Source organism: Mucilaginibacter pedocola (assembly GCF_002013915.1).
GTDB lineage: Bacteria > Bacteroidota > Bacteroidia > Sphingobacteriales > Sphingobacteriaceae > Mucilaginibacter > Mucilaginibacter pedocola.
In genome coordinates this window covers 83,342-107,186 of the sequence record NZ_MBTF01000007.1, presented here as the reverse complement: position 1 = coordinate 107,186, position 23,845 = coordinate 83,342, and the positions used below count along the sequence as shown (strand labels likewise).

The 23,845-nt window shown below is 46.0% G+C and carries 30 protein-coding genes and 1 pseudogene; 14 read left to right on the top strand and 17 right to left on the bottom strand.

The window, feature by feature from the left end:
• The first annotated feature begins 1 nt into the window (after position 1).
• Positions 2 to 820: an SDR family oxidoreductase gene (locus BC343_RS10205; RefSeq protein WP_202909767.1), complete on the top strand. Its 819-nt coding sequence runs from the start codon at positions 2 to 4 to the stop codon at positions 818 to 820.
• Between the two features lie 110 nt (positions 821 to 930).
• On the opposite strand, the gene BC343_RS10200 is transcribed toward BC343_RS10205, so the two are convergent.
• Entirely contained in the window at positions 931 to 1,137 is a 207-nt protein-coding gene (locus tag BC343_RS10200; protein ID WP_078347681.1) for a hypothetical protein, read from the bottom strand.
• A 50-nt stretch (positions 1,138 to 1,187) separates the two neighbouring features.
• Positions 1,188 to 1,793: an SDR family oxidoreductase gene (locus BC343_RS10195; RefSeq protein ID WP_078347680.1), complete on the bottom strand. Its 606-nt coding sequence runs from the start codon at positions 1,791 to 1,793 to the stop codon at positions 1,188 to 1,190.
• A 232-nt stretch (positions 1,794 to 2,025) separates the two neighbouring features.
• On the opposite strand from BC343_RS10195, the gene BC343_RS31365 reads away from it, so the two are divergent.
• The 3 genes from BC343_RS31365 to BC343_RS31970 all read left to right on the top strand — a co-directional run bounded on the left by BC343_RS31365 (position 2,026) and on the right by BC343_RS31970 (position 2,968).
• On the top strand, positions 2,026 to 2,340 hold the full coding sequence (locus BC343_RS31365) for a Crp/Fnr family transcriptional regulator (protein WP_202909766.1): 315 nt from the start codon (positions 2,026 to 2,028) through the stop codon (positions 2,338 to 2,340).
• A complete protein-coding gene (locus BC343_RS31360) occupies positions 2,334 to 2,606 on the top strand; it encodes a cyclic nucleotide-binding domain-containing protein (RefSeq protein WP_202909765.1) in 273 nt (90 codons plus the stop codon). Before BC343_RS31365 ends, BC343_RS31360 begins: the two co-directional genes overlap by 7 nt.
• Positions 2,607 to 2,743: 137 nt before the next feature.
• Positions 2,744 to 2,968 carry a helix-turn-helix domain-containing protein gene (locus BC343_RS31970; protein ID WP_078347679.1) on the top strand — a complete coding sequence of 75 codons (225 nt, stop codon included), beginning with the start codon at positions 2,744 to 2,746 and terminating at the stop codon, positions 2,966 to 2,968.
• Between the two features lie 675 nt (positions 2,969 to 3,643).
• On the opposite strand, the gene BC343_RS10180 is transcribed toward BC343_RS31970, so the two are convergent.
• The 5 genes from BC343_RS10180 to BC343_RS10160 form a co-directional block, all read right to left on the bottom strand.
• On the bottom strand, positions 3,644 to 3,877 hold the full coding sequence (locus BC343_RS10180) for a helix-turn-helix domain-containing protein (RefSeq protein WP_078347678.1): 234 nt from the start codon (positions 3,875 to 3,877) through the stop codon (positions 3,644 to 3,646).
• A gap of 67 nt (positions 3,878 to 3,944) precedes the next feature.
• On the bottom strand, positions 3,945 to 4,241 hold the full coding sequence (locus BC343_RS10175; RefSeq protein ID WP_078347677.1) for a hypothetical protein: 297 nt from the start codon (positions 4,239 to 4,241) through the stop codon (positions 3,945 to 3,947).
• 5 nt (positions 4,242 to 4,246) lie between these two features.
• Positions 4,247 to 4,690 carry an Hsp20/alpha crystallin family protein gene (locus BC343_RS10170; RefSeq protein WP_078347676.1) on the bottom strand — a complete coding sequence of 148 codons (444 nt, stop codon included), beginning with the start codon at positions 4,688 to 4,690 and terminating at the stop codon, positions 4,247 to 4,249.
• 516 nt (positions 4,691 to 5,206) lie between these two features.
• Positions 5,207 to 5,647, bottom strand: a complete 441-nt coding sequence (locus BC343_RS10165) for a nuclear transport factor 2 family protein (RefSeq protein ID WP_078347675.1) — start codon at positions 5,645 to 5,647, stop codon at positions 5,207 to 5,209.
• Between the two features lie 2 nt (positions 5,648 to 5,649).
• Positions 5,650 to 6,693, bottom strand: coding sequence for an NADP-dependent oxidoreductase (locus tag BC343_RS10160; protein ID WP_202909764.1), 1,044 nt, complete (start codon positions 6,691 to 6,693; stop codon positions 5,650 to 5,652).
• 150 nt (positions 6,694 to 6,843) lie between these two features.
• On the opposite strand from BC343_RS10160, the gene BC343_RS10155 reads away from it, so the two are divergent.
• Positions 6,844 to 7,266 (top strand): winged helix-turn-helix transcriptional regulator, encoded by a 423-nt coding sequence (locus BC343_RS10155; RefSeq protein WP_078347674.1) that lies wholly within the window; start codon positions 6,844 to 6,846, stop codon positions 7,264 to 7,266.
• A gap of 115 nt (positions 7,267 to 7,381) precedes the next feature.
• Here the strand turns inward: BC343_RS10155 and BC343_RS10150 are convergent, their stop codons facing one another.
• Positions 7,382 to 8,992, bottom strand: coding sequence for a glycoside hydrolase family 76 protein (locus BC343_RS10150; protein WP_162276850.1), 1,611 nt, complete (start codon positions 8,990 to 8,992; stop codon positions 7,382 to 7,384).
• A 394-nt stretch (positions 8,993 to 9,386) separates the two neighbouring features.
• Positions 9,387 to 9,743: a DUF1330 domain-containing protein gene (locus tag BC343_RS10145; protein ID WP_078347672.1), complete on the bottom strand. Its 357-nt coding sequence runs from the start codon at positions 9,741 to 9,743 to the stop codon at positions 9,387 to 9,389.
• A gap of 178 nt (positions 9,744 to 9,921) precedes the next feature.
• Here BC343_RS10145 and BC343_RS31965 point away from each other — a divergent pair.
• A pseudogene (locus BC343_RS31965) lies at positions 9,922 to 10,760 on the top strand (bestrophin family protein).
• 23 nt (positions 10,761 to 10,783) lie between these two features.
• Complete coding sequence (locus BC343_RS10135) at positions 10,784 to 11,041, top strand: SDR family NAD(P)-dependent oxidoreductase (RefSeq protein WP_202909763.1); 258 nt, start codon at positions 10,784 to 10,786, stop codon at positions 11,039 to 11,041.
• Between the two features lie 64 nt (positions 11,042 to 11,105).
• On the opposite strand, the gene BC343_RS10130 is transcribed toward BC343_RS10135, so the two are convergent.
• The 4 genes from BC343_RS10130 to BC343_RS10115 form a co-directional block, all read right to left on the bottom strand.
• Entirely contained in the window at positions 11,106 to 11,660 is a 555-nt protein-coding gene (locus tag BC343_RS10130; RefSeq protein WP_078347669.1) for a lipocalin family protein, read from the bottom strand.
• 111 nt (positions 11,661 to 11,771) lie between these two features.
• Positions 11,772 to 14,060, bottom strand: a complete 2,289-nt coding sequence (locus BC343_RS10125; protein ID WP_078347668.1) for a xanthine dehydrogenase family protein molybdopterin-binding subunit — start codon at positions 14,058 to 14,060, stop codon at positions 11,772 to 11,774.
• A 4-nt stretch (positions 14,061 to 14,064) separates the two neighbouring features.
• The gene (locus BC343_RS10120) at positions 14,065 to 15,156 is read right to left on the bottom strand and encodes an FAD binding domain-containing protein (RefSeq protein ID WP_238381741.1); all 1,092 of its coding nucleotides are present in this window, start codon (positions 15,154 to 15,156) and stop codon (positions 14,065 to 14,067) included.
• Complete coding sequence (locus BC343_RS10115) at positions 15,143 to 15,931, bottom strand: 2Fe-2S iron-sulfur cluster-binding protein (protein WP_078347666.1); 789 nt, start codon at positions 15,929 to 15,931, stop codon at positions 15,143 to 15,145. Before BC343_RS10115 ends, BC343_RS10120 begins: the two co-directional genes overlap by 14 nt.
• Positions 15,932 to 16,107: 176 nt before the next feature.
• On the opposite strand from BC343_RS10115, the gene BC343_RS30985 reads away from it, so the two are divergent.
• Genes BC343_RS30985 through BC343_RS31800 form a run of 3 tightly spaced genes read left to right on the top strand, consistent with a single transcriptional unit; the run spans position 16,108 to position 16,855 of the window.
• Positions 16,108 to 16,272 (top strand): hypothetical protein, encoded by a 165-nt coding sequence (locus BC343_RS30985; RefSeq protein ID WP_156088746.1) that lies wholly within the window; start codon positions 16,108 to 16,110, stop codon positions 16,270 to 16,272.
• Between the two features lie 48 nt (positions 16,273 to 16,320).
• Positions 16,321 to 16,686 carry a helix-turn-helix domain-containing protein gene (locus BC343_RS10110; protein ID WP_078347665.1) on the top strand — a complete coding sequence of 122 codons (366 nt, stop codon included), beginning with the start codon at positions 16,321 to 16,323 and terminating at the stop codon, positions 16,684 to 16,686.
• Between the two features lie 43 nt (positions 16,687 to 16,729).
• The gene (locus tag BC343_RS31800) at positions 16,730 to 16,855 is read left to right on the top strand and encodes a hypothetical protein (RefSeq protein ID WP_262493372.1); all 126 of its coding nucleotides are present in this window, start codon (positions 16,730 to 16,732) and stop codon (positions 16,853 to 16,855) included.
• A 197-nt stretch (positions 16,856 to 17,052) separates the two neighbouring features.
• Here the strand turns inward: BC343_RS31800 and BC343_RS10105 are convergent, their stop codons facing one another.
• Complete coding sequence (locus tag BC343_RS10105; RefSeq protein ID WP_162276849.1) at positions 17,053 to 17,481, bottom strand: energy transducer TonB; 429 nt, start codon at positions 17,479 to 17,481, stop codon at positions 17,053 to 17,055.
• A gap of 76 nt (positions 17,482 to 17,557) precedes the next feature.
• Between BC343_RS10105 and BC343_RS31205 the strand changes: the two genes are divergently transcribed.
• Complete coding sequence (locus BC343_RS31205; RefSeq protein ID WP_162276848.1) at positions 17,558 to 17,701, top strand: hypothetical protein; 144 nt, start codon at positions 17,558 to 17,560, stop codon at positions 17,699 to 17,701.
• Positions 17,702 to 17,778: 77 nt separating this feature from the next.
• Positions 17,779 to 18,210: a transaldolase family protein gene (locus tag BC343_RS10100; protein ID WP_078347663.1), complete on the top strand. Its 432-nt coding sequence runs from the start codon at positions 17,779 to 17,781 to the stop codon at positions 18,208 to 18,210.
• An 87-nt stretch (positions 18,211 to 18,297) separates the two neighbouring features.
• Here the strand turns inward: BC343_RS10100 and BC343_RS10095 are convergent, their stop codons facing one another.
• The 3 genes from BC343_RS10095 to BC343_RS10085 form a co-directional block, all read right to left on the bottom strand.
• Positions 18,298 to 20,595: a helicase-related protein gene (locus tag BC343_RS10095; RefSeq protein ID WP_078347662.1), complete on the bottom strand. Its 2,298-nt coding sequence runs from the start codon at positions 20,593 to 20,595 to the stop codon at positions 18,298 to 18,300.
• Positions 20,562 to 21,461, bottom strand: a complete 900-nt coding sequence (locus BC343_RS10090) for a HamA C-terminal domain-containing protein (RefSeq protein WP_078347661.1) — start codon at positions 21,459 to 21,461, stop codon at positions 20,562 to 20,564. Before BC343_RS10090 ends, BC343_RS10095 begins: the two co-directional genes overlap by 34 nt.
• A gap of 216 nt (positions 21,462 to 21,677) precedes the next feature.
• Positions 21,678 to 22,064 (bottom strand): helix-turn-helix domain-containing protein, encoded by a 387-nt coding sequence (locus tag BC343_RS10085; RefSeq protein WP_078347660.1) that lies wholly within the window; start codon positions 22,062 to 22,064, stop codon positions 21,678 to 21,680.
• A 140-nt stretch (positions 22,065 to 22,204) separates the two neighbouring features.
• Here BC343_RS10085 and BC343_RS10080 point away from each other — a divergent pair, with 140 nt between their 5' ends.
• Both BC343_RS10080 and BC343_RS10075 read left to right on the top strand, forming a co-directional pair.
• Positions 22,205 to 22,510 (top strand): hypothetical protein, encoded by a 306-nt coding sequence (locus BC343_RS10080; RefSeq protein WP_078347659.1) that lies wholly within the window; start codon positions 22,205 to 22,207, stop codon positions 22,508 to 22,510.
• A gap of 177 nt (positions 22,511 to 22,687) precedes the next feature.
• On the top strand, positions 22,688 to 23,659 hold the full coding sequence (locus BC343_RS10075) for a HEPN domain-containing protein (protein ID WP_078347658.1): 972 nt from the start codon (positions 22,688 to 22,690) through the stop codon (positions 23,657 to 23,659).
• Positions 23,660 to 23,845: the final 186 nt, after the last annotated feature.

The window sequence follows — 23,845 nt, the reverse complement described above, 5'->3', positions numbered from 1 at the left end:
TATGTACCCTACTTTTTGTTCGCCTTTTCGATCATGGTTAATTTTACCGGCAAATAAACAGATCAGGAAAATGGAAAAATTAAAGAACAAAGTAGCGGTGATCACAGGTGGCAATAGTGGTATAGGCCTGGAAACAGCTGCACTATTTACGCGTGAAGGAGCCAAAGTTGCCATCACCGGCCGTGATACCGGCACTTTAAAACAAGCAGCCGAAAAGATCGGGGAAGGAACGCTTGCCATACAGGCGGACATCCGAAACCTGGCCACTTTGGACAGTGCCTACCAGCAGGTAAAGAACAGTTTTGGCAACATTGATGTGCTGATCGTGAACGCCGGAATATTTAAAGGCATACCTTTGGCAGATTACACCGAGGAATTATTTGACGAGATCTCGGATATCAATTTCAAAGGGACTTTCTTCACGATCCAAAAGGCATTGCCTTATCTTAACGACGGTGCCTCGATAGTGATCACCGGTTCTGCCGCGTCAGAAGCCGGCCTGGAAGGTGCGTCCGCTTACTCGGCCAGTAAAGCGGCCGTGAGGTCATTGGCAAGAAATATCTCGGCAGACCTGTTAGCGCGGCGTATCCGCGTGAATGTGTTGTCACCGGGCCATGTGGAAACACCGATCCACGAACGCTTAGGATTGTCTGATGAGCAGGTCAAAGAACTGCGGGCGAACCTGGCGAATACGGTGCCCGTTAAACGCGGCGGCACCGTTGAAGAAATGGCCAATGGCTACCTGTTCCTGGCAAGCCAGGATTCATCGTTCATGGTAGGTGCAGAGGTCGTGATGGACGGCGGCTGGCAACAGTTGTAGGCATCACTTTTGCACACTAAAAGAAATGGCGGCCTTTTTCAAGGCCGCCATTTCTTTTGATAAGGTAAGTATCGCGTAAGTTCAGAATAGCATAGATGATGTCATTGGAGTTATAACCATTCTTCCCAACCCATCCGCTTCATCCATTCTACGCTTAACGGGCCTTTGGCATCTGCATATTCCTGTTCCAAGTTATCAGTCACGCGATTGACCGTTGTGAAATGTGGCCTGGTGCCCGGAGCCATCTCTATCAGTTTTAATGTGGCGTCCGCAACTTCCTGCGGGTCCATTTTGTACTCATCGATCTTTCCGAACATGATACTGCCAAACTTGGCCAGTTTATCAGTAGATCCTTCGCCATATGCGGTTAGTACTTTCGGGCGGTCCGCCTGTGCACCTCTTTCTCCGTGATGCCGGTCGGAAATGCACCCGGTTGAAGGGTAACGGCTTCAATACCGAATTCCTTTACTTCATAACGGATAGATTCCGTCATTCCTTCAACAGCATACTTTGTGCCTATGTACGGCGCAATATACGGTGCGGAAATAAGGCCCAGGCCACTGGTAATATTGATGATCAGCCCCGAGCGTTTCTCACGCATATGCGGCAATACCGCCAGATAGCCTCTTACGGTTCCCCAAAGATTGACCTCGAACATCCGCTTCATCTGTTCCACTGAAAAAGCTTCCAGGGGACCGAAACCTGTAATGCCTGCATTGTTCACCAATACGTCGATAGTACCATACTTCGCGATGGTTCGCTTTACCGCAGCATCGACAGACGCCGTACTGGTAACATCCATTTCCACGACCGTCACATTCGGCAGGGCATCCAGTTCGGCTGCCGCCGCGGCATTTTTTGACTCCACGTTCCTCATAGCTGCCGCTACGTTATACCCCTTTTTGGCCAGTTCCAATACCATTAGTTTTCCAAATCCGGCACTTGTGCCGGTGATCAAAATTGTTTTTGACATATATTCTCCATTTTAATTAAATGATCGCAGGCCTCCTGCTACGCAATGTGGTATTAGCGCGAAGCCCCGAAAGAGGGCATTTGGCGCAAAATACCTGTGACATTTATCACGCGTGCCCGATCAATACGCAGAAAAACTACATTGTCAGTAAGCACCGGTCATTGCGATCGCATTTTTTTAGGATCTTTCACATCATCCGGTATTTAAGATATTTTTGTTCAACACGCAAAAGATGTTCGAAGAATTTAAACAATACCTGATCGAAAAGGCCGGAATGGACGAGCAGGAGATAGCTGCCGTCCGTGCGGTCAGCGTGGAGAAAAAACTCCGCAGAAAACACTACCTGCTTCAGGAGGGGGATATTTGTATTAACAACTGCTTTGTGGCAAAGGGTTGCCTGAGGATGTACCATGTCGATGAGAACGGTAATGAACACATGCTCAGATTCGCGGCGGAGAACTGGTGGATGAGCGACCAGGAAAGCCTTAACAATGGTACTCCATCGCGTTTAATATCGATGCGCTGGAAGCGACAGAGGTGGTGCTGATCAGTAAAGCCGATCACCTCGGCCTGCAGGCCACTATTCCAAAATTCAGAAAGCTGATCGAAGAGCTGAAGGCCAAAAGTTTTGACGCAAGCCAGCGAAGGATACTCAGCAATATCAGCTACTCCGCTGAAGAAAAGTACCTGAACTTTATGAATACCTATCCGAATATCTTCTACAGGATACCATTGAATATGATCGCTTCTTTCCTGGGCGTTTCCAGGGAAACACTCAGCCGCATCCGCAAACGAACGAGCTCGATTCCCTAAGGGCGCTTGCTCATCTTAAAACAGGCCCTTATCCCGCCCATTTAATAAATGCGATCTTAACTGAACCATTCATGCCGCAAAAGCGTATATAGAAAACAACCAGGTTTCAAAACTTTAGAACCTGCTTCATTCTTTTTATGCCATATAACGGATACACCATCGCCGCTGCCATACGCCAAAGAAGGCTGAAAGTAAATTATTCACAGGAGTACGTGGCCGAACAACTCGGTATTTCCCAAAACGCCTATAGTAAATTTGAAATGGGGCAATGTAATATTACACTAATACGTGCCTTGCACGTCTGTGAAATTTTGGGCATTGATCTCGCCGAACTCTTGCGGCCGGTATTAAAAGTTGCCTGAAATAGTAGCTTACTTGACAGCTAACCGGTTTTTGTTTTAACTCACACCATCTATTACGGGTGATTACTTTGCCGGTTAATTGTGATAAGGTTTAGTTTGAAGCCCCCGAGCAGCGAGTGTGGGGTGTTTCGTATTTTATCATGAACGCCTTAAGTAACTTCCCCCTACCAAGCCCAACAACCGATCGATCTTAGAGCCGGCAATAAGAACCGGTCCAGCAACGCCAACGAACGCTTGGCCCTATTTGCTTTGTAGGTATCCAGGCTCAATTAACAGACCTGACCGACCGTTAAACCTGCGAAATATGCCTAAAGGCGCAGCAGGAATGTGGTTGTTCGATCACCATCAAAATTGCGTTAAATGCTATTCGCAGGTCGGACGGCCGATTGATAACTAAAAGGTAAAATATTGTTCTTAACTATAAAGCCCCCTAGCACTCGCTGCTCGGGGGCTTTTGACTGACCTTCTCAAATACAGCGTAGCCGCCAGTTAGGTGTTGAGTAATATAGCAGCAAATATAATTAAGCTATTCGTGACCCCGGCTTAAGCATGTCGAAATATCAGTATTTAACACTCCGCAGATCATGGCCAAGCGATCAGGTGTGATCGAGTTGTGGCCTAACGCCAGGCGGCTATAGGCGTTTGGCGGCATACATAAGCGCCCGGCCATACCTATTAGTTACGGCGGACCTGCTCAAAATACTCCCGTAGCATTTTATCCGATCCTATATGAAGGACCTCGCATATCCCAAAAAAGTTGAAGAGCGTTAGTTTGGTGTACCCGAGTTCTATTTTGCTGTAGGCGTTTTGAGAAATACCCAATTCAGCCGCCACGAATTCCTGGCTATAATTTACCTTTAGTCTCCGCTTACGTATATTGGCAAGTATTATTTCCTCGTTGTAGGCCATTGTTCCAAATATTAATACTAAAGATCGCTGTTATAGAAATATGAACGGGGCGGATGCCCCGTTCATATCAGGTTTCATCTTCACGGATCGCATGCTTACGGAAAAGTTCACGGGTAACCAATTCGCAATTCGCGCTCAACTCGCTTAACTTGCAGCCAATAGTGACGATATTTGCGGGCAATGAACCTGATGTCTCCACCAGGTCGATATGGAGTACCGCACTATCCATAATATCTTCATCACCTGCCAGCCGCTTGAATACAGAATCTGCGAATTCGCGGTCATGGCCTAAGAAATACTGGCCGCATTGTTTGAACCCATCCGGCGTCCGGAAGCTGATCATCAGATCGAACTCAGCTTTCATACTGTTTACTTGATCTCGATCTGGCGGCGGACCTGTTTAGCTTCTTCCCGCTTGGCAATATCGATCTTCAGGATGCCGTCGGCGTATGCGGCTTCGATATGCTCCGCATTGGCGCTTTCCGGCAGCGTGAATGAACGTACAAATGAATTGTAGCTAAATTCACGTTTGCTGTAATTTTTTCCTTCGTTGGTGTTTTCGGTACGCTGTTCTACCGAAATGCTCAGTAACTGGCGATCAAGGCTGATCTTAAAGTCTTCCTTTTTCAAGCCCGGCGCCGCCAGTTCCACATGGTAGTTGTTCTCGGTTTCGCTGATGTTGGCCGCAGGGACGCGAGCTAAAATTCGGTCGTTGAAGAATGTGTCGTTGAAGATCGAATCGAATACGTCATTAAAGCCTCGCAGTAATGAACCATTGTTTTTGTTGGCGGGATCAAATTTAACCAGTGTCATGGGTTGTCCTCCTTAAATGTTTTTTAATGATTGAACAAATGATTAATTAAACCAGATTGTGAAGAACAAGCTATGTGCCAATTGACCTGTGCGTATTTTCGGCTGAAAAAATTGCAGAAAATATGATTTTTTTTCAGTTTTCCCGTGTCAGAATTTCTTTAATTGGGCTTCGCAGTTCTTTTCGATATTTATACAAGCTTGCTTCCCCTGTTAGCGGTGAAATGCCGTGATCAAACCTGCGGCCGGTCAGCCTGCTTTTTTTGCGTGATCAGAACACCTGTCAATATCAATGCCAGCGCCCCCAACTGGCCGCTACTGACCTGGTCTCCGGCTAATAGCCAACCCATCAAGCCGCATGTCATTGTAATAGCTGCCGTTATGGGCATCATGATCAAACAGGTATTTTGACAGCATACGGTATGTTAGCATACGGTATGTATACTATGATAACTTTGCCGGAGGTGCAGTTATAAACTTTCGAAATAGCCATTATTGTCATGCCGCACTTGTAAGTAATTACTCGATGATAGCCTTTTCCTGCCAAAGAAAGGCCCCGCGCCTGACTTTTATAAGCCATTTGCCGCTTGTTCTGGTATACTCATCCTGATAAACCGCGCCGATTATCGTCCTGGCCTTTTTGCCATCCTTCAGGCTGGACAGTGAGATCTGGGTATACAGCGTACCCTCAGCCACGTCGCCGTTTATTTTGAGCAGGTGCTGCCCATTGAGGTGATAGGATGCTGTAAAGCTCTGATTGAAACTTTTGAAAGCTTCCACCATGGAGGCCCGCCCGGATAACTGCATTATAATTTCTCCATCTACGGTTATCTCTATCACAGCGTCAGGCGTAAATAACGGCACTTGCGCGTTATAATCCTTTTGGTCTGCCAATACGGATATCCGGTCCACCAGGGCCCTTAGCTCAAGATGGTCCGCAATATTTTGCTCATTCGTCATACTTAAGCTACGGTTAGGACGATCTTCCCTTGAATATGGCCTTTCGCAGCTCGCTCATGTGCCTCACGCGTAGCTGATAATGGGAAAGTGCTGTCTATGATAACTTTGATGCTGCCATCATCTAAAAGGCCGGCTAATTGCGCCAGTTGCGCACCACTGGAACGCACCTGAAGTGAAGAAACGGTAACGCCAAGTTTTTCCGCCGCTTCTCCGTCAGCAAAGCCAAGTGGGTATATCGGGAATAAAGCTCCGCCGCGCTTAAGCGTTTTGAGGAATCTGCCCGCCGATGGCCCGCCGATGGTGTCAACTACGAGATCAAGCCCGCTGACAATATCTTCAGCCGCTGTTTGAGTATAATCAAAGAATTCGTCCACTCCAAGGCCACGTACGATGGACTCATGCTTACCCGAAGCTACACCGATGACCTTAGCGCCCCGAAGCTTCGCTATTTGTACAACAAAATGGCCTACGCCACCTGCGGCACCATTAACGAGTACGGTCTTTCCACTCAGTTCCACGGGTACATGAGGATGATCCTGCAACGGGTTAGGATGGCCATGGCCAACTTCTACAAGGAACTGCCAGGCAGTAAGCAATGACATAGGCGCTCCTGCAGCGTGTATATGATCTATCCCGCCTGGTTTGATCGCAAGGTCACTTACCGGAACATTTACATACTCTGCATAGCCCTTACTTTCGCCGATGCTAAAGAATCGAACCATAGAATAAACCTCGTCGCCTACCTTGAAATCTTTAACATCTTCTGCAACGGCGGTAACGACGCCTGAAATGTCTGTACCCAGGATCATTGGGAAATCACCTTCTGGCCGCCATTCAGGCGGCAGGGAACGGTAACCGTCGCGAAGATACCAATCCGGCGGGTTTAAGGCGGATGCGTGGACCTTTACCAAAACTTCACCCTTTTTTATTTCCGGCATCGGCGCATCTTCATATCGTAAAACTTCCGGTCCGCCGAACTCGTGTAACCTGACTGCTTTCATAAGAGCTCTTGTGGTATGTCCGGCCGCAATTTGTTGATCTTTCATATTGTATATAGTTAATGGCTATTTTTGGCCTGTTAATAATGGCACAATTGTCGAACAAATACTTACTTTTGACAAGTATGTACTTTTTTGTATCTTATATACCAAAAAGTATGTATTAATGATCTTCAACGAATTACAAATTGATCGTAAATGAAAAATGATCACGCAGTGACGCGAAGCAGCCAGCTTTGCGCAGTCGATTATGCCTTTAAGCGTATCGGTGGTAAGTATAAGGCGAGAATACTGTGGTATCTTGACATGAAAAGTATCCTCAGGTATGGGGAGTTGAGCCGTACGCTCCCTGACATAACCACAAAGATGCTCACGCAAACTTTGCGGGAATTGGAAGATGACAAGCTGATCGTCAGAAAAATGTATCATGAAGTACCGCCCAAAGTTGAGTATTCGCTGAGCGAAACCGGAAAGGAATTGATCCCATTCATCGCTCATCTTCATGCCTGGGGTAAAAAACAGATCATGCTGGAGGCGCAGTCCTTTGGAATGGAATTGGCGCATGCTGCCTCCGAAGCTTGTAAAGCCGTTTGCCCAACAGATCGGCCTGCAACGGTATAGGTGACTTCAACTACAAAAGCCCCGGGATATCCCCGGGGGCTATGCTCCGCGATCGGCTGAACGAAATGAGGCAGCCTCTTGATGTCGGGACGGGTTTATCCCGGGACCGGTCAAATTAGGGGTTCAACTGCATTGACCAGCGTTCATTGTCGCCGAAACTTTCCTGCCACAAAACGCATTTGGTGCCATTGGCGGTCGCGCCTCCCTGCACATTAACGCAACTGCTCGGGGCGCAACGAGGTTTAAGTTTATAATAGCCATCGTAATCATAAACAAGTTTATAGTATTGCGATGCATTATTGTTGGCCGCATAGATCTGGATCGGTGTGTTGTTCGCGTTACTGCCACCATTAACATCCAAAGAGGAAGTAGTTAGGCTTTGCGGCACAAGGCGGTAATAACCATAATTGACCGGAACGATCTTGAATTTCTGATTGTTACCGGCATTCCAACCCCATATGTCCGCCAGGCTTGTGCTCATGGCGATATCCAATGCGCTTCCGGTAGCAATTTTGGGGGTCAGGCGATAGATGCCATTCTCAGTTAAGCCAGGCTGTGTGGCCGGGGTAACTTGCTGCATGACCACTGCGCTGATACACGCAACGGCCATGGTGTTATTAACCGTTGGTGTGTTGGATAGCCAATTGTTCCAGGTTATGTTGTAATCAGTCCTTCTTTTGGCCCAGGCAGCATCCGCATTTTGTTTCATCCAGGGATAATAGATACTCCATAGGTTATTGTCTCTCACAAATTCACCGAGTCCGCGGGCAAACTCCGAAGCCCAGGTCCCGTTATCAATATTATTATTCAGGATACCACCTGTGTTAAGATTATTTTTAACGAAATCTACGGCCCGCTTAGCATCATTGTAAACCGATGTGAGTCCCATCAGCCTGTGAATATGGTTGGCAGCACTGATGAACGCACCTGCATTATAAACATTTGTCGCGGACGATAATGTGCCATCTGCCAGCATATTCTCAGCAAGTGCACCTGTCGAATTATTGTAAAGATGGCCCCATACCCAGTCGTAACAAGCTTTTGCTTTTGTCAGGTAGGCGATTTCCTTAGTGGCTTCGTAAATATAACAACCCAGGATAACGGCCGTATTATTACTCAGTCCTGATTTATCTTTATGGCCCACATTCCACCAGATCCCTCCACCTAATGCACTATCCCAGCCACGGTCATAAGCATAGTTAAATGCATATTTTGCTTGAGTGAGAAATGCCGCATTTCCGGTGATCTGGTATCCTCTTGCAAATGCGATACCAGCCCAAAGCAAGTCGTCATTGTACTGGTTCCATGACCAATCCAACGCCCCTCCGGTACCCTGGTTCTGCTGAATGAACGTGTTAAGCAAATTAGTGACCAGTGTCTTGTGTGCTGCGCTTTTGGTCCGCAGATAGGTGTCTTCAACCATTTGGATATCCAGCGCCTGCTGCCAAAAGTAATCCTTCTCATTATTGTTCAATGCCGCCTTAAAATATTGGGCCGATCCGGAGGTGACCAGGAAGGCCGAGGTGATCGCATTGAAAGCGGCATCTGCCTGAGAATTGATTTCATTTGCCCTGAGTTTGGACTTTGGCTGAGTGGCCTCAGCGGAACTGCCGCTTAGTGACTGCCCGGCAACAGGATCATTCTTTTTACAACTGGCCGACCATAAGACCATTGCAGCCAGCGTGATCCCGCCGGCGCATTTCCTCAAAAAGTTTTTCTTTCTCATAATATTCATTTTAGGTGTTAATGCATGGCATCAGGCTCGCTTTGCGTAGCGCATCCGAGAACGGGCCGGGATAATTGGTGATCCCGGAGCGAAGTAGAGAAAGAAAACTTAAATCTTTTAGTCTAAAGAAAGGAAATGTACGCCTTGTAAATTAAAATGTACACACGCAATATTTATGCTGGCCCGTTGATATTTCGGCCATTGTCAAGCCTTTAAATGTGCAGCTATCGCAGCGCAGCTCAAATCTGTTTGCTTGTTAACTGATAGATCTTGCCAACAAAGTAAACGTGCCGTTCTATTTCAGCCGGCGCTGCATGAAGCAAGTACCTGCTCCTGTTCTTTAGGAGCAGGTACAACACGTAAACTAAAATTAAGCGGGATCATTTCTTAAACTTTAAAAGCCGGCCTCCCTGGTCATGATCAATTTGAGTTCTGCCGTACCCGCGACGCGGAGCGGGTTAGCGATGGATTGGTAGGCCTCACTTTGTGCAATGGACATAAAAGCTTCTGCACTGGGGTATTCCACCAGAACGACCTCGTCCCATTGTTCGTGCTCATCGGCTACAATGTTGGCCACGACTTCGCTGACGAACCTGACCTTTACGCCCTCTATACCTAACGTTTTGACCACCTGGCCGAATGCTGGTATGTACTGCTCAAAATAAACTTTTTTATCTTTGAACCTGATCAGGTTCAGCATCACCACAGGCCCCTGGCCTTTGGTGATATCGGGAAATTTGATCTCTTGCATAGCGCAAAGGTCCCCTGCCTGGATCGGAAAAAAGTTCAACTAGTTGAAGAATTTGAAAAATAAGAGGCGACCTGAATCGAGCGCTATACATCTCCCAGCGCTACCTGCCCCTTGTAAAGCCATTACAACGCCAAACCACTTTCCCGCATTTTGTTATGTGCTAAAAATCTGAAGATACATGCTGTTAAAGAAACGCATCCCTGTACATTATATCCTTGGGAAAGTTAAGAACGAACTCCCTTACGTGCTGGTGGTAGGCCTGCTGGTCAACTATCTGACGAGCCATTATAAAAACCTGATCCCGATAATGCCCATTGCTATTCCTACATTTATCGGTACAGCGATCTCGGTCATCCTTTCCTTTAAGATCAATCAATCCTACGACCGTTGGTGGGAGGCCCGGAAAGTTTGGGGAAGTATCGTCAATGAAAGCCGCAACTTCATCTTACAGTTGCAATCTTTTGTTTCTAAGGACAAGCAAGAGGCGATCAGGATGATGGCCCACCGGCAGATCGCGTGGTGCTATAGTTTAGGGCAAAGCCTGCGCGGCCTCGACCCTACCGCGAACCTTCATAAATACCTGTCAGCGGCCGAGCTGGAGAAGATCAACACGCATATAACAAACCGCTGGCAATTTTGCAGCTTAATGCGCTGCAATTAACAGAGCTGCGGGATGAAGGAAGCCTGGAATTATTCAGCCATGTACAGATCAATTCAACGCAGGTGAATTTTTCTAATGCGATGGGAATGACAGAGCGGATCAAAAGCACGGTATTCCCGCAGACTTATCGGCTGTTCCTTCATTTCTTTATCTATATTTTCGTTGTGACGTTATCGATAGCCCAAAAAACATACTGCAAGCTACATTGGGACACCGGCTTTCCTGATTATGATGTGAAAAGACAGCGGTATATAAAACCGTGCGGATATCAGGGTCCGGGATGTCCTTCGCTATCGCTTCCAAAAGGGCTACACATATGGCCATATCGGCTTCATGATTTCCGGTCCATTGCCTGACCTTTGCATCATGGAAAACAGAATTGCAGGTAAAGTCGTTGCTATCACAGGTGCGGGCAGCAGAACTATTAGCTGCCATTGGCGCTAAAGTGGTTCTCGGCGCGCGCAGGAGCGATCATTTAGCACGGATCGTTTATCAGATTCAGCAGAACGGCGGTGAGGCCGCATTCTTGGCAGTGGATGTGACACGCCGGGGCGACCGAACGGAGCTTAAGGCACTGGCGGTAGAAAGATTCGGTAAACTTGATGTGATGATCAATAATGCCGGGATAAGCCGGTGATATTTTATGAAAGATATCGATGTGGAAGGCTGGGCCGCTTAGATAATCTGCCAAAAGCAACTCTTCAATTGCTCTGTGCGTGCTTTGTCCAAACCAGTTTGGATACATCGTAGCCTAAGGCCTTTGCCTGTTTCAGATAGGCCGTCCGAATCGCAGCAGGAATGCTTTTTTCACGCGACAGCAACCACAAATAGTCCAGGTTATTTCCCGCCACCAAAGCATAGCGGTATTCCGGATCGATGGCGATCACATTATAACCGGCGTAGAACGGGCCGAAGAAAGATACCTTCAGGCGGCCTGTGCCGGCGTCTTTGGCCGGCTTTGCTTTGCCGATACTTTCTTTCCATTTCTGCCGGACGTAATCATAGCCTTTATTATCCACCCGGATCGAGCCGTCGGCGTTCAGCGAATAGGCCGCGCTCACATCCGATAGATTCTTTTCGAACTCAAAGTCCATGCGCGCGATCTCATACCAGGTACCCAGATAGCGCTTTTGATCGAAAGGGCGCACTGCGCTCGCCCCCTTTGGGATGGTGGCGCAGGAATTAAATAATACCAAAACGGCCACAGCGCTGATGCCAGCAGCGAGGCCGGTCTCCCAGCTTTTTAGTTTCATCATGAAGTAACCATCGAAAGGGCGGTATGTTTAGTTAGCATAAATAAGATCGAAATAATTCAACTAAAACCACAGGTATTCCATACTAAAAAAATGAGCCGGCAGGCCTAAAACTTATGTTTCCAAAAACTTTTCCGGCGTTAATGGCAGATCCCGTAATCTTTTACCAGTAGCATTGAACACTGCATTTGCTATCGCTGCAGATACGCCGGTGATCCCGATCTCCCCGATCCCCCTGGCTCCTATAGGCGATATGTGAGGATCAGGTTTACCGATGAAATGCACATCGATAGGCGGCACATCCAGGTGCACCGGTACATGGTAATCCGCAAGGGTACGGGTTACAGGATTACCCCAACGCTTATCATACTCCGTTGCTTCCATTAATGCTGCTCCTATTCCAAAAATAACGCCGCCGATGATCTGCGAGCGGGCGGTTTTCTCATTCATGATCCGGCCTACATCGTGTACACTGGCCACCCGTTTAACACGTATGGTGCCAAAATCTTCGTCTACCCAAACCTCTGCAAACTGCGCACCGAAAGAGTGGAAGGCATATTGTTTGATATCGCTGTTTTGTTCCGGAGGGGTTTGGCTTGGGGTACAAAGTGCGCTGGGAACCGTCAGGCCCGCACCTGAAACCGGCAAAGTTGTTGCACAAGCTTCGATCTCGTTACGCTTTGCACGGTTTAGTATGTTCAAATAAGTGTCTGACTTATCCTCATTGCCCTTTACAAAAAGCGTACCCCTGGCAAAACCGATATCTTCAGGTTTACTGCCATTTAACTTGGAACCCGGATCGGCAATAGCAAGCGAGGCCAGTTCTTTTCGCAGCAATATGCAGGCATCTAATGCCGCGGGATGGATGCTCGCTGTCGTTTGCGAACCACCGGCCAATGGGGCGGGCGGAAGGCTGGAATCGCCGATCTTTACATCAATTTTTTCTACGGGTACACCAAGCGCATCAGCTGCGGTTTGGGCCAGCACGGTGTAAGTCCCGGTACCGATATCGATCGATGCGGTCATTACCGTAACATTGCCTTTATCATTCATCACTACTTTAACAGAGGCTGCGCTTCGGCCGCCGGGATATGTTGCCGTAGCCATTCCATAACCTACCAAATATTTGCCATGTTTCTTTTGACGCGGCTCCATACTGCGGGATGCCCAACCGAAACGTTCCGCGCCGGTACGGTAACACTCTACCAGGAACTCGCTCGAAAATTCATGGCCTTTTACCGGGTCTTTGGCCGTATGATTTTTGATCCTGAACTCAACAGGGTCCATTTTTAGCTGGTAAGCCATTTCATCCATAGCACATTCCAATGCGAAAGTACCAGGGGTTTCGCCCGGCGCGCGCATGAAAGTCGGCGTGCTGCGGTCCAGGTGAGCCACGTTGTAAGTAACCTCTCGAAGCGGTGCCTTATATAAAACCAGGGTTTGTTTTCCGCTGGGTTCAAAGAACTGCGTGAGGTTATTGTAGGTATCTGTATGATGGCGCAGTACATTTAATTGCCCGGCCTTATCGGTGCCCATGGCCACACGCTGAATAGTTGCTGCGCGATGGCCGACGTTGGTCTGCATCATTTGCCTGGTCAGTGCCAGTTTTACCGGACGGTTTGCCGCCTTGGCAGCTATGGCAACCAACAAAGTATGCAGCCAAAGGCCTTTGGAACCGAAGCCTCCGCCAACAAATGGCGCTACAACGCGTACGTTCTCCTGGTGTAGACCGAAAAAATAGGCAGCGATGGCACTGGTGAGGCCAACACCCTGGGTGGCATCATATAAAGTGAGTTTATCAGTACCTTCCCAAACGGCAACCGTCGCGTGGGGCTCCATCGGATGATGATGCTCAACCGGCGTCGAGTAGGTATGATCTACTTTTTGGGCTGAGGCAGCGAGCACGCCGGCAGCTTTACCTTCATTGACCTGGGCCTCTTCGCCCATGAACATTTTGGGTTTTGTGCTTCTCGGAAGTTCCGTCTTCAGGTCAACAGCAGCCTTATCTGCAATATACTTCACTTGCAATTTATAAGCTGCTGCGCGGGCCTGTTCATAAGTTTCAGCTACGATTACCGCAACAAACTGCCCGGGATAGTGTACCAAGTTATCCTGCAAAGGCGGAAGGTTCTCGCCGAGGAAGGCCGCACCTGCTTTCATCTGCGCCTGCATATCAAGCGGTTTGAGTTTATAGGCGTTCTTATAACTGATCACCGCTATCACACCAGGCTCTTTCCGGGCAGTGGCATCTTCTATGGAGGAGATCTTTCCCTTGGCTATGGTAGCCCGTACAGGAAAGGCATAAGCCATATTTGGCTGGTTGAACTCTGCAGCATATGTTGCTTTGCCACTAACCTTCATGCGGCCATCAATGCGGCTAATGGGTTTACCGGTTTCACTCATGGTCTTAATTTTGATTAGTGGTCGTCGAACCTGCTTCCATGGCACCGTAAGTGCCGCCCTGCATGGCGCCCTCAAGGGCTCGCACAATTGCTTTGGCGGCCAAACCTACCTTGTATTTATTTTGCCCCAAGGGCTTCGCGTTTTTTAATTCAGCTAATGCCGCTGCTTTAAAATTGGCTTCTGTAGCTTCTTTGCCCATAAGCAACTGTTCAGCTATCGTGGCGCGCCACGGCTTATGAGCCACTCCCCCGAGGGCAATTCTTACATCTTTAATTTTATTCCCGTTGATTTCTAAAGCCGCCGCGACCGAGACCAGGGCAAAAGCATATGACGACCGTTCGCGGATCTTTAAATAATAGGACTTGTCGGCGAGGTGGTTAGGCGGCAGCTCTATCGATGTAATAAACTCTCCGTGTTTCAGGTTATTATCGATCTCCGGATGGTTCCCGGGTAAGCGGTGGAATTCCGCGAAGGGAATACTTCGCTTAGCGCCATTTGCCCCTTCAACGTGTACTACCGCGTTAAGTGCTGCCAGGGCCACCGCCATATCAGAAGGGTAAGTGGCCACGCACTTTTCCGACCATCCTAATATCGCATGGTTTTTATTGATGCCGTGTAATGCTCCGCAACCCGTTCCCGGCTCCCGTTTGTTACAGGGCATGTTCACATCGTAGAAATAAGTACAACGGGTGCGTTGGTTCAGGTTGCCGGCATTGGTCGCCATATTCCTAATCTGGGCACTTGCACCCGCCAGTATCGCCATTGAAAGCAAAGGGTAATTTTCACGGACCAGTCCATGGTTGGCCGTAACTGCATTAGTAGCCGTGCCGCCGATGGATAAGCCGTTCGCTTTTTTTTCAATTGCTGAAAATTTCAAACGGGTAACCTCTATCAGTTCGGAAGGGCGCATCACATCTTCCTTCATCAGGTCGACAAGGTTGGTGCCGCCACCAAGGTACCTGGCTGTGGGGTTAGCCGTTACGGCCTTGATCGCCGCTGCAGGGCCGGATGCATTTGAGTATTTAAATGGCCTCATATCACACGCTTTGTTTTTAAATAAAAGGAAATTCGTTAAAACCCGGTTAGATAGTACCATCGGCAAACTGCCAAACCTGAGCTACCGCTTGGTCGCCATGCACTTCGCGGATCGCGTTTACTATATTTGGATAAGCGCCGCAACGGCAGATATTGCCCGACATACGTTCCCTTATCTCCTCATTCGATAGTTTAACAGATTTCTCTTTTTTACGCACGTTGGCGGTTACGTAACTGGCATCGCCATTTTTTGCTTCGCCCATTAAAGCCACGGCCGAGCATATCTGCCCGGGTGTACAATAGCCGCACTGAAAGCCGTCATGTTTAATAAAAGAAGCCTGCATGGGGTGCAGTTCATTACCAATGGCCAGCCCCTCTATCGTGGTCACTTTTTTATCCTCGCAGGTAGCAGCAAGCGTAAGGCAGGAAAGCACACGTTTATCATCTACAATAACCGTACAAGCCCCACATTGCCCGTGGTCACACCCTTTTTTTGAACCGGTAAGCCCTAAACGTTCCCTGAGGGTATCCAATAGCGTCATCCGAGAATCTACCGTCAGCTTTTGGGTACTGCCATTGACCTGGAACGAAACATTGATACCGTTCTCGATCAGCACGGGCGGCTGCTCTTCGATCGGCACGCTGCGCGCCATTAGTTGCTCGATACCTAACAGATTGGCGGCCAGCAGGCTTGTACCGGTAACGGCGAACAGCTTTAAAAAATGCCGGCGTTTGATCCCTGAAGAGATGATCTCGCCCATTTCATCGGGCATCAATTCTTCTAACGCCTTACGTTCGGCTTCCGATAGGTCAGGAAATGTAGATCTTTCTTCCATAACGAATGTTTAAAGGAATATGTCATGCTGGAGTGCAACGTAAGTTACAAAAATTTAAACAGCTGTGGATCAATAATGTTTTTGAGGGCATTGGCCAATTATCTGGTCATGAGGCCAGCGAACAAAAGTAAAAATCAGCAAGATCTGTAACCGAACTGCAGTGAGGCAAAAACGCCATGCCCGGCGAAACCGGCCCCTGCTACATGATCAGCGAAAACGGCTGCTTCAAAGGCTATATCGCCCGCCGCAAAGACGGCACCTACCGGCACATGGGTAATGGCTACTACACTGACGAAACCCTTGCAACGATCGCCCTTCATTTGAACGGAAATATGCGCTAACGCCACCTTTACTCCTTTTAGCTATATTTGTTTTCTATTCCGAACCTTATGAAACAGCCTTTGAATACCGATGTGCGAAAAAAAGTGGGCCTGCGTATCAAAGAGGCCCGTAAAAAAGCACGCATGACGCAAGAAGAGCTGGCAACAAAGACCGGGATATCCACCGCTTCCATCTCCAAGATCGAAGCCGGAACTACAGACCCAAGCCTTTCCCGCATCGAGGCCATCGCCCTTGCCTTAGCAGCAGATGTACTGCAATTGTTCGGGGCCAATGCCAGGGACCCCGACAGCGAGCCGATCGCTATCATACAACGGCGGATCGCTGTCCGCGAAGAAGAACTCGCTATCCTGCAGCGCAAAGCCGACTGCCTGGAAAAGGAACTCGAAAAGGAACAGCCGCCATTACCGCGCTAACACCCAGGTCTTCCGGTCACACATATAACACTTATAAAATTTAATGGGCAACCAAAACAGCAAAGCCTTGACCATTCCGGGACGCGGGCTTCTCACCCAATGCGCGGTTCCGCACGAGCAAGGTGGCAGCGGTGATCTTTTACTTGAGGGGATCATTGATCAGCAGTAATAATTCCTTAAATATAGGAAAACTTATTCAAGCAGTTCTTGCCCGGCCGTAGCCACCAACATCGATTTCAATATTAAGCAATTAAATATTGCCAAGCTGGTGTTATCATATCACCCCGTGGTTTATAGCCCTGTTATCCAAAACCTACCAGCGCCTATTAGCCTGTTGTAGTGCTTCGTATCTATTAGGCTTTACCATCACTTCCTTGGGGCGGCGTACCTGATGGGTACAGTATAAATCTGATCCAGGAATTTATTATTTTGCCTTCCTGGGATCCACCTTCCATCCGATCTGCGAATAGCATTCAAAGCACTCTCATGTAATTCAGGGGGGCCACTAAGTACCTGGATATTTTCCAGGTTCCCATTTTTATTTATAGTGAACTGAACGACCACTTTTCCTGCTATCCCTTTGGCCCGTGCTTCATCAGGGTAACGCACTGATCTTGACAAAAACTGGCCAAAGTCTCCGTCAAATTCAGCATCATAGTTTACGGCGCGCGCTGCTTTTAACCTTCTCTCAGATGGCCTATAGGTATCTGCCTGCTGCTGACCCGCAGGTGTTGATTGCGCAAATGAAACAATTGAGCTTAAACAGATACAGAGAAGTAATATGGCCTTTTTCATTTTGAGTAAAATATAGTATTTATAATCTAAATTTTCAAATGCGTTTTTCGTTGATCGAAAATGCCCAACTTTTTTTATGGCCCGCCCGCTTATAGCCGCCCCGTTGATCGGCACTATCATATCCGACACCACAGGCAAGCGCGAAGGCGCCCACATGGAACTCAGCACCACAGATACCATTTTCCGCTTCATAAGCAACAACCTCCACTACACCGGCTGACAAACAATGGACGACTGGGCAGCGTCCGTCTGGTTCTTCGTGCACCAAAACGACAAAATACACGATCTTACTAAACCATACAAGCAGCGAAAGGCGAGGCTGCCATAGCCTCGGCTAAAAAAGCATACGATACCTATAAGCAGATCTTCCATTCAGAACGCTGGCAAAAACTGGCTGATGCCGACGCCAGGCCGCAACGCCTGCTTTGGGCCAGTACCAGCAGTAAAGACCCCGCTGCCAGGGACACCAAATATATGGAAGCACTGATTGGGCCCGGCACTGTTAACACCACGCCGGTGGAAACCATCGATGCGTTCCGCGACCATGGCATAGTGAACGACACCCTGGAACAAGGGCTGGACGCTGCGGAAGATACGTTAAACCAAATACGCCACGCCGGTATCGACATGCAACAGATCAGCAGGCAACTGGAAGAAGAAGCCATCGAAAAATTTAACCAGCCCTTCAAAAAAATGCTGGCCGCCATAGCTGAGAAACGTGCAGGCTAGGTTTTTTTTTTGGGGGGGGGATATTGTAGCGTCGGACCATATTTCAAATAGCCGTAAGAGGCGGTCAAAGATTACCTGTTAAAACTCTTACCTATTGTCTTTTTTTACAATCCTTTCGATTTTATCAAAAACGGAATTTTCATAGTTATCAAAACTTGCTCTTATTCGCGAACCTTGCTCTAAGTTCTCATAATATTCGACAACATTTGATGGAACTCCATAATCACTTGCTATTCGTCCATTTTCACTTAGGGCATTATATTCAAGCTTTGTCAATAAGCGATCAATGCCGGTGATTTGATCTATCTCAACCTGCTGTTGTTTGGATTGATACAGTTTGTACATGATATTAAACACGCCCAAATATTTTACGACCTGATATTTTAACGTATTGTATACAAATTCAGCAGTTTCTTTAATGGCTTCGTCTTTAGTTTTTCCTTTGGTTCTCAATTTAAAATTCATGGAGCCAATAAAACCTCCATCTAAGTAAAAGTGTACAAAGTGTGTCAAAATTGAATAACGGTTATTCTTATCTTTTCTTTCGATTAGAAAAATCAGTTTCTGGTTTTTAATGATTGGAAATAATACGTCAATTACCACCTGAAACCCATCGCTGTCAATATCCATTTCGTAATTAAGTTTGCTGATCAACATCCTAATAGACAGAAACTGGTTAGCCGTTAGCGCGGCGACCCGGTCATAGATGGCTATTTTATCTGATCTGCTGATCACTTTATACATATTGAACACTTCGTCTGGAATCGCTCTTTCAGTTTGTCGCTGTGCAATACTTGCAATGGTAGCACGGTGTTCCGGCTTTAGATAAACATCGCTCGTGTAGTAAATATCGATTTCATCTTTAGGGGAGTCAAAATCATAATTCTTATGCTTAATGGCATCAGGAACCGCATTAATAGCGTCCATGAATTTGTTTTGCAATACTAATACCCTGCCGCTATAATGATAAAGGAAGCGCCCCGCCCGTCCAGCAATATTTTTAGCGTCAAATTTTTTAAGATCTTTGTCCCCCTTTTTATTGTGAAGTACCACTAGGTTTTTAGCAGAAGTGTTAACTCCTTCAGTAATTGTTGTAGTGGAAATTAACACTTTCAGCCGGTCATTATTAAACAGATTAATAATCTCTTTTTGAATATATTTTGGCACTAAACCATGATGTATGCCAATACCATTTAATAAAGCACGATAAACTACCCAATCATCGCCAAAATATTTTTTGATGTGAGTGACAAAATCAACGTAGGGTTGGTAATTATGGTCAGAAAAAATATTGGAGTTAATAAGTGTTTTTGCGTACGACTCGGTAGCACTCCGGGCCGAACAGTAAACAATTGTGTTTTCGCCGATTCCGTTGATCGCTCTAACAATGTCCACCAAACGAGCAGTTTTATTATTGCTTGCGAATTTAAAATTCAAATCTTCATCAGCTACTGCTGTTTTCGCCCCGCGTATATCAGTAAAACTTTTGTTGACTATCTCATAGTTATTAAAGTCCAGCAGCTCAATGTTATTATCACTCAAAAAGTTATCAAAAGACGCGTTGTAATTTTTTGCAGATGCATCTGAAAAGTCGATGTAAGGGCCGGCCAAAAGCACATTAACACTTGGTTTCAAAGTGTAAAATACCGCTAACCTATATGCTACGTCGCGCTCATTCTCTCTAACCTCGTCATCAATAAGATAGTCGTTATCGATTTTATAAACCTCGTCTATAAAAGCAAAATCGAAATCGATCAAATGTTCATTCTTATCAATAAAGGAAAGAAATCGTTCAGGTGTAAAAATGAAAAGATTACGTTCTCCGAAAGATTCAACCTCGCTTAAAGTGTGAATCGCATAGTTATTCTTAAAATATTCGAAATTGGGATCGTCAATTACTTTTTCTAAATTCTCAGATAGTAAGGCGATTGTCGGAAAAATTAGAACTACATTTTTATAGGCTAATTTTTTGATAATCTCAAATACAATATGTGTTTTACCGAACGAGGTACTTGCAGATAAAAAGAAGCGATTTAATTTAGATGGTTGAAACCTATCCAATATGATTTTTTGGTATCGATGAACTTTGTTGCTATCACTGGTATGCAACGTTGCTTCTGAAATTAAGGAAGATATTGTGCTTAAGTCATGCTCTTCCAATTCCAACTCTTTACCAAATTTGGATAATACGTCGTAGAAATGCGGCACGCCGATAATATTTGCAACGCACCTTAAAAACCTGAGATCTGCTTGTGTGATTTGCTCATTTTTAATCCGGTCGAAATACGTGCAAGCAGAGCGTATTAATTGGTAATCCTGTATTTGTTGCCTTCGATATTTATTTATATCAACTATAAGATCAGCGGCTTCTTTGATTCTATCCATTGAATTACATTTTGTTTGATTTCTTTAACCTTATCTAAAGGCAGGAGTATGAAAAATACTTTGTGGGAAACCGAAAGCGTAAAGGTTTTAGACGGATGTTTCAAGGTAATATAATCCGGGATTTTTTTGATATTGGCGTTGTAGTCACCTCCGTCATGCTGATATAAAATTAAGATGGGATAAATCAAGGTCATGTTATACTTCTTGATTTCAGCAGGTATGCTAATGGTCGGGTTAGCTTCCCAGTTATCCAGAATTGTTTCTATAACCGAACCTGCAATGTTCAAATTATTTCTATGATTACTTAATGCTAAAACATTTGTCTCCAAATAAGTATCAGATAATGCCTTCTCGATATTATCCATAACGCTATCAATTCCTTGAGTATGATTCGCATGAAATTTCACTTCACCAAACCACAACTCTATACTGCCGTTATTATCCACCAGTTGGTAGGAGTCATAACCTTTCGTTTCAGCTTTTTCCAAGGGGTTATAAAAATACCCCCTTGCAATCAGGGGCTTGGCATGATAAAGCGTTATAAGAATACTGTATAATAATACCTCGCCAAAAAAGCCATATTTTATTTTGGTAGTGGCATCAGCAGAGGGATTATATTTAAGTTTAGTTTTTAACGCCCCGACATGTAGGGCATCTAAATTTTTACCAGCAATATCAAACTCATTATAGGCATAATCCACAATTGAGTTGTAAATTATTTTAGCAATGTTGTTTATATCTTTAGCGCTATAGCATTGATCGTTATGAGTAGAATAGATTGTTTTTAAAGTCCCGACCTTTGCGTTAGGTAAATCATACTCGTAAATGATTGTCTCTTTTATTAAATCTATTAATGTTTGTCTCATATGAAGATTTAGGATTCATAATTTGTAAAGATAACATTATATAGGTCAAAACTTTATATCATAGATAGGAATGCCAAATCGTTGGTCATACCGAAAAATAGTGTTATTATTAACATAATAATAAAGTAGCTCCGGCTCAAAGGTCATAGTATAAAGCAGTACTAGTAACAAAAAAGCCCCGCTTCGCGGGGCCCAATCTATTTACGATCTTAAATATCACTTCGAATTTCTAAGTATCTCCAACTTCTCTCGCTCACTCGCCAACAACTGCTCATAAAGCTTTTTATTCTCGTTAACCATCTCTATCAACTTATCTAATGGATTAAACGTACAGTGATAAAAAGGGCCATGGTTACTGCCATGAAACGTATTGTTGAAATAATTCACCACAGCATCTTCACTAAAATTTTTAATTGCATCAGTGGTCACCCCTAACGCTACCGCAATTTTCTCTAATGCAAGTTCTTCAACTTCTTCGCTTTGTTCAATTTTTGAAATAGCTTGCTGGCTAACACCAAGTAACGCTGCCAAAGCTTCTTGCTTCATTCCGCGTAGCTCGCGTATTTTGCTGATCTTTCTTCCGATGTGTAATGCTTCTGCCATAGGTCAAATGTAGGTGTCTGCTGTAAAGGTACAAAACAACCGCAATAATGTAAAGTACAAAGCGCTGTGGTTCGGTACGGCACTCCCCTGCTATTCTTTTGTGTTGCCGCTCAATACCGGTCGGCGATAATTCAAATGTTATGATGTATTGCGGTGAATATGCTCCATGGGACCATTACCCTAAAACCCTGCGCCACTATGAAGTGCAGAACCCCTTCAGTGTTGTTGTAGAATTTTTCCATGCAGACAGGCCCAAGGGGCACAAGAACAAATTAAAGCAATGGCGGAAATATGCTATCAGCAAACAGCATTACAACCATAAGGTGTTCGGCCCGGGCAATCTGGTATATACCTACAAGATCAACCTCAACCTTTTAGAAGCCATGTACCTGCTGTTATTGGAACATGAATCGGCATGGAAACCCGAAAAAATTCTGGAAGAATAATTAGTTAAGGAAAAAGCTACATGGCAGCATTTCCCCAAGAACCTATCTACAGCAGAACTACTCGACCCCTTTCTTGCCGTCAAAAAAATATTCAAAGCCTTCTCCCTACCCCAATACCGCGACCATTTAGACGAATGGTTCCAGGAAGCCTTATACACCCGCCATACCCACGAACGCATGGACCCTGCAGACGTCATCAGCGTATACGATAATATACGCAGGCTGTATGCCGCCGCCTGGATGATCTGCCAACGGAACCGCAGTACACCATTCCTGAAAGATGTGAAAACTGTTCAGCCCGTACCCGTTGCTGTACCAGCCGCCCCGGAAAAACCGGCAGCAAATACTGTAGAAATAGTACCGGTAAAATCCGAAACTAAAACATGGGCAGAAGGCCTGGGCCTGCAAGAAGTGAGCAGGTTTATCGTCAAAGCAATGCCCACCGTAAAACTGATCGTACATATACATACCCACAGGGAGCCTTTCACCTATTACCTGTTGCTATTGGTATCGTCCGGCGAAGCCCTGCAGGAGCATGAGATAGCCAATAAGATAGAAGATAAACTAAAACCCATGGCCAGCGTATTCATCTTTGCCCATAAACTATCCGGCCTGAAAAAAGCCCTTCAGTCCGAAAGGCGTTTCTTCATCGATGCACTGACCACAAAAACAATTGTTTATCAAGCAGAGGACTTCGAGATGCCTGAACTGCCTACGCTGTCTGCAGAACAAATAAAAGCCAAAGCACAACTCGACTTCAACAAATTTAACGTACAGGCACAGGACTTCCTGCGCGGTGCGCGTTATTACAAAGAACTAAAGAATTACAACCTTGCCGCCTTCAATTTGAACCAGGCCGTAGAAAGTATTTTTATCGCGCTTATCAGGGCCGTACTCGGTTATAAGATAAGCGTGCATAACCTCTCCAGGATGCTGCGCATCTCGATGATATTTACCAACCAGATAAAAGAAGTATTACAACTGGAAACTATTGAAGGCTCGAAGCTCTTTGAGACGCTGCGTTCGGCATACAGCCATTCGCGGTATGTAAGCAGCTATGAGGTGGATGAAAAAACCGTGGAAAAGTTGGATGAATTGGCGGTGAGCGTTTTAAGTGTAGCGCAGGAGGTGTATGATACTTTAAAGTAGGTGGGAAACAGCTGTATTTCGGGGTGCGCAACGAAATACGGTTGTTATTATCCAAAATAACGACGGATAAAATATCACAGTATATATTTTAATATATTTATCTTGTGGCCAGGCTTTTATACACAAGTTTTCATAATTCATGGCAAGGTTTATGAATTGCCTATTCTACCGGCTACCTCAATGAAT